At 66.5% G+C, this 13,511-nt stretch carries 11 protein-coding genes; 7 read left to right on the top strand and 4 right to left on the bottom strand.

Features of this window, described 5'->3' with window-relative positions:
- Nucleotide 1: 1 nt before the first annotated feature.
- A complete protein-coding gene (locus AB4Y34_RS33040; protein ID WP_368718423.1) occupies nucleotides 2–907 on the bottom strand; it encodes an NAD(P)H-binding protein in 906 nt (301 codons plus the stop codon).
- A 238-nt stretch (nucleotides 908–1,145) separates the two neighbouring features.
- On the opposite strand from AB4Y34_RS33040, the gene AB4Y34_RS33035 reads away from it, so the two are divergent.
- A complete protein-coding gene (locus tag AB4Y34_RS33035) occupies nucleotides 1,146–2,057 on the top strand; it encodes a helix-turn-helix domain-containing protein (protein WP_368718422.1) in 912 nt (303 codons plus the stop codon).
- Nucleotides 2,058–2,091: 34 nt separating this feature from the next.
- Here the strand turns inward: AB4Y34_RS33035 and AB4Y34_RS33030 are convergent, their stop codons facing one another.
- The 3 genes from AB4Y34_RS33030 to AB4Y34_RS33020 all read right to left on the bottom strand — a co-directional run bounded on the left by AB4Y34_RS33030 (nucleotide 2,092) and on the right by AB4Y34_RS33020 (nucleotide 4,336).
- Nucleotides 2,092–2,943 carry an anti-sigma factor gene (locus tag AB4Y34_RS33030; protein ID WP_368718421.1) on the bottom strand — a complete coding sequence of 284 codons (852 nt, stop codon included), beginning with the start codon at nucleotides 2,941–2,943 and terminating at the stop codon, nucleotides 2,092–2,094.
- Complete coding sequence (locus tag AB4Y34_RS33025; protein ID WP_368718420.1) at nucleotides 2,940–3,458, bottom strand: RNA polymerase sigma factor; 519 nt, start codon at nucleotides 3,456–3,458, stop codon at nucleotides 2,940–2,942. The genes AB4Y34_RS33030 and AB4Y34_RS33025 overlap by 4 nt, the downstream gene beginning before the upstream one ends.
- Before the next feature lie 152 nt (nucleotides 3,459–3,610).
- Nucleotides 3,611–4,336, bottom strand: a complete 726-nt coding sequence (locus AB4Y34_RS33020; RefSeq protein WP_368718419.1) for an anti-sigma factor — start codon at nucleotides 4,334–4,336, stop codon at nucleotides 3,611–3,613.
- 165 nt (nucleotides 4,337–4,501) lie between these two features.
- On the opposite strand from AB4Y34_RS33020, the gene AB4Y34_RS33015 reads away from it, so the two are divergent.
- The 6 genes from AB4Y34_RS33015 (at nucleotide 4,502) to AB4Y34_RS32990 (ending at nucleotide 13,461) form a co-directional block, all read left to right on the top strand.
- Nucleotides 4,502–4,774 (top strand): DUF4148 domain-containing protein, encoded by a 273-nt coding sequence (locus AB4Y34_RS33015; protein WP_176383536.1) that lies wholly within the window; start codon nucleotides 4,502–4,504, stop codon nucleotides 4,772–4,774.
- 115 nt (nucleotides 4,775–4,889) lie between these two features.
- Nucleotides 4,890–5,999, top strand: a complete 1,110-nt coding sequence (locus AB4Y34_RS33010) for a catalase family peroxidase (protein ID WP_368718418.1) — start codon at nucleotides 4,890–4,892, stop codon at nucleotides 5,997–5,999.
- Entirely contained in the window at nucleotides 5,996–6,535 is a 540-nt protein-coding gene (locus AB4Y34_RS33005) for a cytochrome b (RefSeq protein ID WP_368718417.1), read from the top strand. Before AB4Y34_RS33010 ends, AB4Y34_RS33005 begins: the two co-directional genes overlap by 4 nt.
- Before the next feature lie 174 nt (nucleotides 6,536–6,709).
- Nucleotides 6,710–10,237, top strand: a complete 3,528-nt coding sequence (locus tag AB4Y34_RS33000) for an SNF2-related protein (protein ID WP_368718416.1) — start codon at nucleotides 6,710–6,712, stop codon at nucleotides 10,235–10,237.
- Nucleotides 10,238–11,272: 1,035 nt separating this feature from the next.
- A complete protein-coding gene (locus AB4Y34_RS32995) occupies nucleotides 11,273–12,013 on the top strand; it encodes a response regulator transcription factor (protein ID WP_176368854.1) in 741 nt (246 codons plus the stop codon).
- On the top strand, nucleotides 12,010–13,461 hold the full coding sequence (locus AB4Y34_RS32990; RefSeq protein WP_368718415.1) for a FecR domain-containing protein: 1,452 nt from the start codon (nucleotides 12,010–12,012) through the stop codon (nucleotides 13,459–13,461). The genes AB4Y34_RS32995 and AB4Y34_RS32990 overlap by 4 nt, the downstream gene beginning before the upstream one ends.
- Nucleotides 13,462–13,511: the final 50 nt, after the last annotated feature.

Here is a 13,511-nt window from a genome sequence, read left to right as displayed (position 1 = left end):
CTCACCGCGCCGCCGCTTGCGTACCGCCCACGCGCGATAGCAGCGCCTCCAATACCTGTCGCAACGTCGTGGCGCCGAAGCGTCGCTCGCTCACGTTCGGCTCCACGTCGATGCGGCCAGCGTTGTGCGCGTCGTACAGATCGACGATCAGTTGCGCGTGACGCTCGCCGAGCCCGGCGCCGCGCAGCACGCCACCCCATTCGTCGCGCGGCACCCGCTGGGCGATCACCGGCCGCCCCGACAGTTCCGCCAGGGTGCGCGCGACGTCGAGCGCGCTCACCCGTTCTTTCGCTTCGATACTGACCACCCGCGGCGTTTCGCGCGACGGCGCTTCATCGAGCAGCAACTGCGCGGCGAGCGCGCCGACGTCCTCGGCGGCGACCGTCGGAAACAGCTTGTCGAGCGGATCATGCAGACTCGGCAGCACGCCCCGGCCGAGCGCGACCGGCAGCACGCGCGCCCAGTTCTGCATGTGCTCGGCGGCGCGCAGCAAGATCAGCGATGACGCGACGTTGCGCAACTGCTTTTCGAGGTAGTGGAACAGCGTCGTGATGCCGGTGCCGTCCGAGTGCTCGGCGCCGTAGTCGGATAGCGCGAGGAGCCGCGGCGGCGCGGCCGTGCGCAAGGCGGCGACACCTGCGTCGATGATGCGCCGCATGGCGGCCGCGGGATCGTCATGCGCACGCGGGACTGGACAGAGCCATTGCACCGCCTGCGCGCCGTCGATCGCGCGCGCGACCAATCCCGCGTCGTTGAGGTCGGCGAGCGCGATCTCGCAGCCGATTGCCGCGAGTGCTTCGGCTTGTGCTGCGTCGCGCACCACCGCGCGTACTGGTTGGCCCGCGCGACGCAACGCGGCTGCGCTCGCCTGTCCCACATGACCGGCCGCTCCGAAAATGACGAACACGTTGTGCTCCTTGTGAGGATCGCTATGGCGTGATGGTAGGGACGCGGTGCCCGCGAGGCGCTCAGATCCGGATGACATTGCGCAGATATGGATGATTTTTTACTGCGATGCCGCGCAGGTCGCGCGGATCGCGTGGGCGGTTGGCGCGTTACGAAATTTCGTCACGCCGGCGAAGCCGCCGAAAACACCGCACAATGCAGGTTTCTCGCCGTCATTCAGGTCACTCAGGAGACAAGCGATGAATGCCGTCACCCCGATTCCCGCGCCTGCGCCGCACAGCGGCTCTCGCATCGCCGTACGCACCAGCAGGGCGCTCGGCTGGCATGGCTTCGGTGCCGATCTGGTCAACGTGTCGGCCGGTTTGCATCGGATGCCGGCGTTCGTCCATCACCGTGTGGGCGTGCACGTCGGCGCGCCGGTGACCGCGCGCTGTCTGTGCGATGCGCGCCGCCATACGCGGATTCAGGCGCACGGCGACGCGGACGTGATCCCCGCTGGACTCGAAGGTCAGTGGAGTGATGACGCCGCCTGCACGATTTTCAGCGTCTGGTTTGCCGAGGACTTCGCGCGACGGACCGTCGAGCAACTAGCATTGAAACCGGCCGACGCGCAGTTGCGTCCGCGCTTCCAGATGCGCGATGCGCGCTTTCAGCATCTCGCCTGGGCGTTGCGCGCGGAGCTCGAAGCGGACGATGCATCCGATCCGCTGTACGCCGAAAGTCTGTGCACGGCGATGCTGGTGCGTCTGATCGGCGTCGAACCGCTGCCCGCCAACCGGCGGCGGACGCTCGCGCCGCGCACGGCCGCGCGTGTGATCGAGTTTATCGACGCGCATCTCGATCAGCGTCTGACGCTCGACGAGCTCGCCGCGCAGGCACAACTGAGCGTGCCGCATTTCAAAGCGCTGTTTCGCGACACGCTCGGTGTGCCCGTGCATCAGTACGTGGTACAGCGCAGGGTGGAGCGCGCGCGAACGCTGCTGCTGCAAGGACGCCTCAGCGCAAGCCAGATCGCGCTAGAGACGGGCTTTGCGCATCAGAGCCATATGGCGCACTGGATGTCGCGCCTGCTGGGTGCAACGCCGCGTGAACTGCGCGTCGCCGCGCGCGATGAGGCGGTGACGTCGGAGCAGGCGAAGACACTACGTTGATGCGCGGAACCGCGCGGCGCGGAACGCATTCGATTCAACCATGCGCCGCACCTGTCAATTGCGCATAGACATCATGCGCGAGCTGCAACAGCTCGTTGCGATCGATTCCGCCCGACACCGCATAGCCAAAATCGCCGTCGACCCAATAGAACACGTTGACGGGCCCCGCCTGATACAGCTTGAACGCCGTCGTATTCGCGTTGTCGCGACGATGCGAGATGCACAGCGTGACACGCTCGCCGTTCGGTCCGCGATACATGAACTGCGCGGTCGGTCCATCGTCGCCGGGCAGCAGGCGGCCGCCCGACAGCATGAAACCGCTCTTCGACAGCATCGGCGGATGCACCTCGGTGCCGAGCCGGTCCGCGAGCCATTGCACGAAGTCCTGCTCGTGATCGGCGCTCATCTCGCTCGGCCGGTCGATCGCCGGCATGTAGACGACATGCGCGACCGCCGCCCGGCGCGCGAAACCCTCGGCGCTGGTCGCGCTGACCGCACGATCGCCGGCTTGGGTGTCGGCCCGGGTATCGGTTCGATCGATCGCAACGGGTGGAATCAGATCGTTGCTGTGCATGCCGATGCCCAGGCCGAGCACGAGCGCGGCAGCCATGCCCGCGAACTGCGCGGCATAGCGCGGCCAGTTCGCGGCCGCTCGCGCGCGGCGCGGCGCGCCGGTCTGCAGACGCTTCGGCACGGGCTCGCTGAGCACGCGGTCGTAGCGGTCGTGAAGCAGCCCATTGAGAGAAAAGTAGTCGCTGACGCGCGCGGCCAGCTCCGGATTCTGTTCGAGCGCGCGCTCGACCTCGTCACGCCGCTCGCCGGACAGCGTGCCGTCCACGTACGCGTGCAAGTCTTCTTCGCTGATCGGCATTTGCGGCTCGCTCATCGCACCACCTGTAATTTCGCACCGGGCTGGGCGCCCGCTATCAAAGCTCGCAGCCGTTCGCGTCCGCGCGACAGCCGCGACATCACCGTACCGATCGGAATGTTCAGAGCGAGCGCGACGTCGGCATAGCTCATCTCCTCGAGACCGACCAGCAGCACCACCTCGCGCTGTTCGACCGGCAGACGCTGCAGCGCGTAGTCGAGGTCGCGCATTTCGAGCGAACGCGTCTGGCCCGACGGCACCGCGAGCTCGCTTTCGGCGATGCTGTCGTCGTCGACCGCGACGTGGACCGCGCGCGCCGCCGCCTTGCGTGCCTGATTCGCAAACACGTTGTGCATGATCGTGAACAGCCATGCGCGCAGATCGGTGCCCGGCTGGAACATACGGGTGCGGCCGAGCGCGCGCTCGAGCGTGTCCTGCACGAGATCGTCGGCGAGCTCGCGATTGTTGATCAGCGCCCGCGCATAGCGCCGCAGACGCGGCACGTGCTCGATCAGCTCGTCACGGACATCCATGGTCGATCCAGGGGCGTGGGGGTGGCATCGGCTTCACTCGCGTCGGTATCGATACGCACCGGGCCGGTCGCGGAAGCTTCCGTCGCGCGATGCGTTCGAACTGCAAACACCTGTCCGCGCATTTTATTCCGCGAGGGCCGCGCGCACCGGCGTCAGCGCGCGGTCATCAGATCGGCGGCGCGCATCAGGCCGTGGGTGCGCGCATCGCCCGCGACGACGAAACGCTGCCGCCGCGCGGTCCAAGTCAACAGCCGCAATTCGCCGATGCGGCGCGCGGCCCACTGCGGCTCTTCGCGCGCAAACGGCGCCGCCGCCGACAGCACCACCACCGGCTGCTGATCGCCGTTCAGATAGACGAGCTCGTCCACGCGCTGCAATGGCCCGAGCCGCAGCACGCGTTGCTCGACGAGGCGCAGGCCGACCGCGCCGAGATCCGGCGCGGCTGGATCGGCGCGCGTCGGCGATGCCGACGAAAAGGGCCGCGCGCTGGCTTCGGCGAGCGCCATCACGGCGGCGTTGTCGAGCGCTTGTGCTGATACCTGCGCCGCCGCGAGCCAGCCGCTGACGGCGATCACCATCAGCGCGAGGCCTATGAATGCGACGAGCGTTCGACGCGCGGGACCGGCCGGTTGCGCGCGCATGCGAAGGCGGCGCGATCCGCTCAGGTACTCATGCGCGGGCTCCTCGGTGGTCTGAAACGTCGCCTGGATCTGTGCGTTCAAGCGGTCGTAGAAGGCCACCCGCCGTGCTTCCGCCGGATGCTTGTTGAGATAGTCGCGCAGCGCCGCGGCACGTTCGGGCGTCAGCGTGCCGTCGGCATAGGCCTGGATGTCGTCTTCGGACGGAGGAGTGCCGGACGGGCGATGAGTCGAGGTCATGGTGATGCGCGGTGTTGACTACTGCTGTCCGAGTGCAAACACAGGCGCTTGCGCATTTATTCCCCGCGCCTGCGATGTTTTTTCACGCGGCGAATACAGGAATAAACACTGCCGACTCGTGGTTCTCCCTGGTGCGAACCCGCACAACACTCACTGGAGTCGATCATGAAAAAGCTTTCGTTCGTCGCTTTGTCGTTCGTCGTTCTGGCCGCTTCGTCGAGCGCGTTTGCGCAGGCCAAGACACGCGCTCAGGTGTACCAGGAATTGATCGAGGCCCAGCAGAACGGTCTCGACTACGTCACCGACGCGTCGTACCCCGACGTCAGTCCCGTGTTCGCACGTCAGGTCGCGCAGCACAAGATTGCGCTTGCCACGCAAGCGGCGGCCGCCGCGAGCCACGTCGCGAACTCGGGCGCGCCGGCTGTCGGCACCCGTTGAAGCATCGGCCACCGGCGCGCGAATGGGTCTGAACGGGCGCGCCGGTGCCGGATGGAATAGATCGTTGCGCGGCGTGTTTGCCCGTACGTTGGTATCCATCCGGCAAGGAGTCTCCGTGACACAACCCTCCCGACCCAAACCTCATCCCCCCGGCTCCGGCCCGCGGCCGATCTGCGTGCCATGCCGGCTCGCCGCGATCGGCGCGGTCGTGCTCGCGCTAGCGGGCGGCTTCGCGTACACCGCGGGCTGGCTCACGCCCGCGCGTCTCACCGCTCCGCGCATCATCGATACGTTCGAAGCAGTCGCGGGCCAGCATCCCGGCTATCGACGCAATCACGCCAAAGGCCTATGCGTGGACGGCTATTTCGACAGCAACGGCAATGGCGCGGCGCTGTCGCACGCGGCAGTGTTCGCGCCGGGCCGCACGCCGGTGTCGGGGCGCTTCGCAGTGCCCGGCGGTAATCCGTCCGCGCCCGATACGAGCTCGCCGGTGCGCAGTCTCGCGCTGCAGTTCCGGCTTCGCGATCGCGAACAGTGGCGTACCGGCATGAACTCGACGCCGGTGTTCGCGGTGCACACGCCCGCGCAGTTTTATCAGCAGTTGCTGGCCTCTAAGCCCGACCCCGCGACCGGCAAACCGGACCCCGCGAAGCTGAAGGCGTTCTACGCGGCCAATCCCGAAACGCAGCCGTTCCAGCGCTGGGTCAAGTCGCACGCGCCGTCGTCGAGCCTCGCGAACGCCGGGTACTACGGCATCGACACGTTTCTGTTTACCGATGCTCACGGCACGACGCGCGCGGTGCGCTGGGCCGTCGTGCCAGATACGCCATACGCGCCGATCACCGCCGAGCAACAGGCCGAAAAGAACTTCCTCGCCGCCGATCTCGACGAGCGTCTGCAACACGGCCCCTTGCGCTGGCATCTGATATTGACCGTCGCGCAGCCGGGCGACCCCACGAACGACGCGACGCTGCAATGGCCCGACGATCGTCAGCGCATCGACGCGGGGACGCTCGTGATCGAACGCACGACGTCGCAGGAAGACGGCACCTGCCGCGACGTCAACTTCGATCCGACGATCGTGCCGGCCGGCATCGCGCCATCGGACGATCCACTGCTCGCCGCGCGCTCGGCGGCCTACGCGCAGTCGTTTCAACGCCGCACGCGCGAGGAGGCGCTGCATCCCGAGCTCCATCGAACCCAGCCAAACGGAGAGCACTCATGACCGGCGATCGCACTCACTTCAGTCCGCTCGCGCGGCTGCTGCACTGGACGATGGCACCGCTGATCGTCGCGATGCTGTTCATCGGCGTGGGCATGGTCGCGACGGTATCGCGCAGCCACGATGCGTTGGTCGCGCTGCATCGGCCGCTCGGCATCGCGTTGCTGCTGCTCGTGCTGGTGCGGCTCGCGGTGCGCGTGATGCGCGGCAGTCCGCCATTGCCCGCGCGCATGTCGAAGCCGCAGCGAATCGCGGCGCATGCGTCGCACGTCGTGCTGTACGGGCTGATGCTCGCGATGCCGCTGATCGGCTGGGCGATGCTGTCGGCGGCCGGCTATCCGGTCACGCTGTTCGGTCCGCTGCATCTGCCGCCGATCGCACCGCACGACGTCGCGCTGTTCGCGCTGCTGCGCGCGCTGCATACGTGGCTCGCGTTCGCGTTGTTCGCAACGGTGCTGCTGCATCTGGCGGCGGCGTTGCTGCATGGGCTGATCCTGCGCGACGGGGTGTGGGGCAGCATGGCCCGCGCAGGACGCTGATACCGGCGCGAATCGGCCGGCCCAGCGATTTTCGTCCAACGCGTAAAATGGCCGGTTACCACAGGCAAATCGCAGCTGGACAGAATCGGCCGGGCGTCGCGAGCGAGCGTCTCCCGTCGCATGGTTCAACCCGCGCGCGCTTGCCTTCGCCGGTTTGAACAGGAATGCACGCGGATGTCGTCAGTTTTCTTCGATCGGGAAAGCATTGCGGAATGGCTCGGTGAGCACACCGTCGCCAAGGCGCGCTCGGTGGGCGCGGGCGCGGTCAGCAACGTCAAATGGCAGGGCGAGACGCTGTCGGGCGACGTGCAGGGCTCGCAGCCCCAGCCTTACCGGACACGGGTCCGATTTCGGACCGATGGCGGGTCGCCGTGGGCCAAAGGCGAATGCACGTGCCCGGTCGGGCGCAATTGCAAGCACGTCGCGGCGCTGCTGCTCGCGGAACTCGACTACCACGACGAGATGGATCACATCATCACGCAGGTCGAGGACGACAGCGACCCGGCCACCTCGGAGGTGTTCGTCACGCGACGGATCACGGTCCCTGGCGTGCCGCCGGCGCCATCACCATCATCATCTTCGACTCCAGGTGTGCGGCCCGAACTGGTCAGTTGGCTCGAGCGTTTTCGCGCGCGAGCCCGCGCGGCTGACGCCGCCGCCGAAAAAAATGCCGCCCGCAAGGTGGAGGCCCCGAGCAGGGAAACGCTCGCCTATCGGCTCAACTGGTCGCGTTTTCATCTGCGCCACGAGGTCGTGCTGCATCGCGCGCGTTGCGACGCCGACGGCGTGATCGTCGAAGTCGGCGACAGCTGGGGCGACGTCGAAGGCGCGCTGCTCAGGCAGCCGCGCTTCGTGTCCGACGAAGACCTGTCGATTCTGCGCGGCCTGTGGCTTGGCCGCTCGCGCGAGGACTTGGGCCAGTTCGTGCTGCGCGGCACGAGTGGCGCGGAAACGTTGCAGAAGCTGATCGCGACCGGCCGCCTGTTCTTCGACTTCAGGATCGCGCCGGGCGAGGCCCGACCGACGCCGCTCGCGCGCGCCGCCGACCGGCCCGGGCGCATCGAATGGGAGCCGCTCGCCGACGAGCGCCTGCGCCCGGTGCTGCGCACCGAACCGCGCGCGAGCATGGTGCTGCCGACCGAGCCGGTCTGGTACGTGGACGGCGTCGCCAACGAGGCGGGCGTCGTGCCGCTGTCGCTGCCGTTCCAGCAATTGCCCGACTACCTCGCGATGCCGCCGATCTCGCTCGCCGAGGCGCCGCTCGTCGCGTCGGTGCTGCGCGAGATCGCGCCCGAGCTGCCGCTGCCGCCGACCCACGACGCGCCCGCGATTCGGGTGATCGATGTCGAGCCGGTGCCGGTGCTGACGCTGAACAGCCACGCGCTGCCGGGCACCGCGAAGGGCATGAAAACGGCGAAGGCCGCAACAACCGCGAAGGCCGCGAAGGCCGCCGAGCACAAGTCCGCCGCGGTCGAGCTGGCCGCGGCGAGCTTCGAATACGACGGCGTCAGCATCAACGCCGACAGCAGCGTGACGCTGGTGCCGCTGCCGGGCGGCGACGTGATTCACATCCGCCGGCGCTACGACGTCGAGAAAAAGCGCTTGCTGGAATTGCGCAAGACCGGTCTGCAGAAGGTGCCGACGCGCAATATGCAGGCGGCGCGTCTGTTGCCCGACACCATGCTCGGTCTGCCCGATGCCGACGCGTGGTCCGAGTTCGTCAACGACGCGGTGCCGGATCTGGTCGCGAAGGGCTGGCGCGTGACGATGGCGCCCGAGTTCCGCTACAACGTGATCGAGATCGACTCGATCGACGGCACCGCGCAGCAAGCCGGCGACGGCTGGTTCGACCTGGAGATGGGCATCCGCGTCGGCGAGCGCAACGTGCGGCTCGAGCCGCTCTTGGCCGATCTGTTCCGGCGCGACCGGCGCTGGCTGTCTGGCGCGCTGGAGAGCATCCGCGACGACGAGCCGATCGAGCTGAAGACCGAGGAGAACAAGCGTCTGCGGTTGCGCGCCGATCGACTGAAGCCGGTGGTGCGGGTGCTGGTCGATCTGTTCGATTCGCTCGGCGGCGCGCTTGCCGAAGGCGCGCCGCTGCGCGTGCCCGCGGTCGATGCCGGCCGCCTCGATGCGCTGCACGACACCGGCCGCTGGCAGTTCAGCGGCGACGCTTCGATTCGCGAGCTCGCGCGCCGTCTACAAGCCGGACCGGGCTTGCGCGAAGTGGCGGTGCCGCGCGGTCTGAAGGCCGAGCTGCGCGCGTATCAGCACCAGGGCCTGAACTGGATGCAGTTCCTGCGCGAACAGGATCTGGCCGGCGTGCTCGCCGACGATATGGGGCTCGGCAAAACCGTGCAGACGCTCGCGCACATTCTCGCGGAGAAGGAAGCGGGGCGGCTCACGCAGCCCGCGCTGATCGTCGTGCCGACCACGCTGGTGCACAACTGGCGCGAGGAAGCGCGCCGCTTTGCACCGGAGTTGAAGGTGCTGGCCCTGAACGGGCCGCACAGGAAGGAACGCTTCGAGCAGATCGGCGAACACGAGCTGATCCTGACCACTTATGCGCTGCTGTGGCGCGATCAGAAGGTGCTCGGCGAGCACGACTATCATCTGCTGATTCTCGACGAAGCGCAGTACGTGAAGAACGCGACCACCAAGGCCGCGCAGGCGATTCGCGGCTTGCGGGCGCGGCATCGGCTGTGTCTGACGGGCACGCCGCTCGAGAATCATCTCGGTGAGCTGTGGTCGCAGTTCGATTTTCTGCTGCCGGGCTTTCTCGGCAGCCAGAAGGACTTCACGCGACGCTGGCGCAACCCGATCGAGAAGAACGGCGACGACGTGCGCCGCGCGTTGCTCGCGCGCCGCATCCGGCCGTTCACGCTGCGCCGGCGCAAGGACGAGGTCGCGAAGGAACTGCCGCCGAAGACGACGATCGTGTGCCCGGTCGATCTCGAAGGCGCGCAACGCGACCTGTACGAAACCGTGCGCACGGCGATGCAGCAGAAGGTGCGCGCTGCGGTCAGCGCGCAGGGGCTCGCGCGCAGTCACATCATCGTGCTAGATGCGTTGCTCAAGCTGCGCCAGGTGTGCTGCGATCCGCGGCTCGTGCGCACCCCGAGTGGCATCGCGGACGGCGCGGCCGCGAGCGGCGGCGAGCGGGCGATGCGCTCGGCCAAGCTCGATCTGCTGCTGTCGATGCTGCCCGAGCTGATCGAGGAAGGTCGTCGCGTGCTGCTGTTCTCGCAGTTCACCGGCATGCTCGCGCTGATCGCCGAGGCGCTCGACGAGGCCGCGATCCCGTACGCGATGCTGACGGGCGACACGGCTGATCGGGTGACGCCGGTCGAGCGGTTCCAGCAGGGCGAGGTGCCGCTGTTCCTGATCAGCCTGAAGGCGGGCGGCGTGGGGCTGAACCTGACCGCCGCCGACACGGTGATCCACTACGACCCGTGGTGGAACCCGGCCGCCGAGAACCAGGCGACCGACCGCGCGCATCGGCTGGGACAGGACAAGCCGGTATTTGTCTACAAGCTGATCGCGGCCGGCAGCATCGAGGAAAAGATCGTCGAGCTCCAGGAACACAAGGCCGGGCTCGCCGACAGCATTCTCGCGGAAGACGCGGCAGGCGCCGCGAAGTTCTCGGACGACGATCTCGACGCGCTGTTCGCACCGATACCGGAAATCGAGGGCGCGCGGTGAGCGCGAGCGGATGATCGAACGAGGCAATGCTGGGGCAATGCGCAGCATCCATCGGGGGAATCTGATGCGCTGCAGCAACGTTAAAGGGGGCCGGACTGTAACAAAACGTCTGGGTGTGTAAATGGCCGCCGCGGGAGGCTTCAACTCATACCAATTTCGAACTCGCGCTGTGCAAGACTTGCGCGTCGCGTGCTTCCGGACCATGCGTAATAACTACTTTCCCAGCGGTTACAAAGGAAATTCTTTCTTCTTGAGCGCGGCTTCGCGCCGGGCTAACGTGACATTACTCGTGCGGCTAGACCCCGGCGAGCGTGTGTAGTGTTCTTTAGGCGGCGTTGCTTCGACAGGGGCAACGCCGCTTTTTTTTGCCCGCGACACGCGCGCCCGGCATCATCCGCTGACTGCCTTTGCCGCATTGCGTCATTGCATTGGCCTTAATGTGAAGCACTCGAACGCCTCATACCAAAACGGGCTGCGCGTCTCGCGCACCTGCATAACGATTGCATCAAATGACAACTCGCCCCGAGACGAAATCTAACAATCTTTAAACGATTTATTTTGAGATTATTCTTATACTGAACAAGCAATTGTTAAATAAGAGTATCTGAAAGGAATCTTAAGGCGGATAAGCGGCATCGCCGAAAAGCCGCTCCAGCAAGGGTCTGCGGTCCGCATTGTGACGTCCGTCCGGGTGCCTCGCACTGCTGGCAGACTGGAGCAAACCTAAGAAACACGGCAATCGTTTTTCAATTGGGGTTTTTCGCGACGAATTGCTGGTACCCGGTAAGCGGGATGAAAGAGGGTTTTCGATTATCATGATCTGCCCTGCATAAATCGCTATGGAAATTACATTTATGCGCTGATTTCGCTTCATGAAACCAGCGTCATGGCAGGGTACGGCGAGGGACCATTAGTCAGAAAGTAGCAGCCAGAATTTTATGGAAAGCCGGATCGGCGGCGCTATGTCGTCATCCCGGTCGTCAGCCGGTGCGCCGGCCGTCAGCCGCGAAAGGCGCTGTTACGTTGTGGGGTGTTATGAGAATTGCTGTCCTCGAAGACGATTCGGCTCAGGCCGACCTTGTGTGTCAAACGCTATCCGCCGCTGGACACGTCTGTCATGCGTATGGCGCAGGGCGCGAACTCGTGCGCCAGTTGCGTCGCCAGACGTTCGACCTGCTCGTGCTCGACTGGAACGTTCCGGACATGTCCGGCGAAGAGGTGCTTCGCTGGGTGCGCGAGAGCCTGTCCGAGCGTCTGCCGGTGCTGTTCATGACGAGCCGCGGCCGCGAATCCGACATCACTTCGATTCTGAATATCGGTGCCGACGACTATCTCGTCAAGCCCGTGTCGGGCGCGGTGCTGCTCGCCAGGGTCGGCTCGCTGCTGCGGCGCGCGTATTACCTGAAGCCGCCGGCGACCAGGGAAGTGTTCGGTGACTTCGAGTTCGACCTGAGCGCCAAGCACGTCGTCGTGCGCGGCACACCGGTCTCCGTCACGCAGAAAGAGTTCGAACTCGCGCTGCTGCTGTTCCAGCATATGAGCCGGCCGCTGTCGCGCGCACACATTCTCGACGTGATCTGGAAGCAGGCCACCGACATCCCGTCGCGCACGATGGACACCCACGTGTCGATGTTGCGCAGCAAGCTCGGTCTGCGCCCGGAGCAGGGTTATCGGCTCACACCGATCTACGGCTATGGCTACCGCCTCGAGCGGATCGAAGCCGACACACCACCTACCGCCGACGACGAACCCACTGAAGAAGCGGGGGAGGCGTGACCGTCTGCGTGGGTGGGGCGGCGTCGGGCAGCGGCGCCATCTCCGGCCGCCGCGCCGCCGCGTGGCTTGCCGCGGCCTGTCTGATCGCAACAGGCGCGGCCGGGTGGAGCGCGCTCGCGCACGCGCAGCCCGCGCGCGGCAAGGCCGGTGCGAAGGCGTTGCCGGTCTACGCTTCGTACACCACGCACGAAGGCGACACGCTGTACGACATCGCCGCCCGCTACTTGGCCGACCCGTCCGACTGGGCGCTGTTGAGCAGGCTCAATCACGTGCCCGCGCCGCGCCGCATGCCGGCCGGCATCGTGCTGCGTTTGCCGTTCCAAAGGCTGCGCCAGGATCGGGACACGGCGCGCGTGGTCGCGACCAGCGGTCCGGTGGAGCACGCGTTCGACACGAGCCCTTATCTGCCGTTGAAGAGCGGTGAAACGCTTGCCGAAGGCGATCACTTGCGCACTGGCGCGAACGGGTTCGCGACGCTCGAACTGCCCGACGGCTCGTATGTGACGGTCGCGCAAAACGGCGAACTCAATATTGAGAGGCTGCGGCACATCACGCTGACCGGCGCGGCAGATCGCATCTTCCAGTTGCGTTCGGGCGAGGTCGAAAGCCAGGTCACGCGTGCGACGCGACGCGACGATCGTTTCCAGATCCGGTCGCCTTCGGTGGTCGCCGGGGTGCGCGGTACGCGCTTCCGCGTCGATTACAACGGCGACACGCAGACCACCGCGGTGGCCGTGCTCGATGGCGCGGTCGGCGTCGATCCGGCCACGCAGCACGGCCAGAGCGCCGCGCCGGCGCCGGGCAGGCCGCTGCAGGCGTCCGACCAACTGGTCAAGGCAAGCTTCGGCAACGTCACGCACTCGGGCGAAGCGGTCGGCAGTCCGCTCCAACTGTTGCCGGCACCTTCGCTCGCGCGGCCGGCGCGCGTGCAGGACGGCAAGACCGTCGCGTTCGACGTCAACCCGGCCGAGCACGCGCTCGGCTATCGGCTGCAGATTTCGCACGATGCCGATCAGCTCGACCTGGTGCGCGATTTACGCGTGAGCGTGCCGCACGCCGACTTCGGCGATCTGCCCGACGGCACATATTTCGTACGTGTTGCGTCGACCGATAGCAACGGCCTCGATGGCCTGCCGAGCGTGTATGCGTTCGAGCGCCGCCAACTCGGGCTGGATGCTTCGGCCGCGCAGCGCGCGGGCAGCCACGACTACGAGTTCCGCTGGTTCGTCAGCCACAGCAAGGTGCCGACGCGTTTTCGCTTCGTGCTCGCGAAGACGGCTGATCTAAGCCATCCCTTGATCGATCGCACCGATCTGGCGGGCGGCGAGCTCGTGATCAGCGATCTGCCGCCAGGTGTCTACTACTGGACGATCGTCGCCGAGCAGTTCGACAACGGGCGCTTCTACGAAAAGAGCAGCCCGGTCCGCTCCTTTACGCTGGCGCGCTGACGCTGGTAGATTCTCGGAGCCGGCCTGCTGGCCGATCCGTCCTCTGGTTC

It is taken from the genome of Paraburkholderia sp. BR10954, from assembly GCF_040965775.1.
Classification (GTDB): Bacteria; Pseudomonadota; Gammaproteobacteria; order Burkholderiales; family Burkholderiaceae; genus Paraburkholderia; species Paraburkholderia youngii.
This window is presented reverse-complemented; position numbering and strand designations above follow the sequence as displayed.

Excerpts from the sequence above, each read along its gene's own strand:
- AB4Y34_RS33035 (WP_368718422.1), top strand. The coding sequence starts at position 1,146 with ATGAATGCCGTCACCCCGATTCCCGCGCCTGCGCCGCACAGCGGCTCT.
- AB4Y34_RS33030 (WP_368718421.1), bottom strand. The coding sequence starts at position 2,943 with ATGAGCGAGCCGCAAATGCCGATCAGCGAAGAAGACTTGCACGCGTAC.
- AB4Y34_RS33025 (WP_368718420.1), bottom strand. The coding sequence starts at position 3,458 with ATGGATGTCCGTGACGAGCTGATCGAGCACGTGCCGCGTCTGCGGCGC.
- AB4Y34_RS33020 (WP_368718419.1), bottom strand. The coding sequence starts at position 4,336 with ATGACCTCGACTCATCGCCCGTCCGGCACTCCTCCGTCCGAAGACGAC.
- AB4Y34_RS33015 (WP_176383536.1), top strand. The coding sequence starts at position 4,502 with ATGAAAAAGCTTTCGTTCGTCGCTTTGTCGTTCGTCGTTCTGGCCGCT.
- AB4Y34_RS33005 (WP_368718417.1), top strand. The coding sequence starts at position 5,996 with ATGACCGGCGATCGCACTCACTTCAGTCCGCTCGCGCGGCTGCTGCAC.
- AB4Y34_RS33000 (WP_368718416.1), top strand. The coding sequence starts at position 6,710 with ATGTCGTCAGTTTTCTTCGATCGGGAAAGCATTGCGGAATGGCTCGGT.
- AB4Y34_RS32995 (WP_176368854.1), top strand. The coding sequence starts at position 11,273 with ATGAGAATTGCTGTCCTCGAAGACGATTCGGCTCAGGCCGACCTTGTG.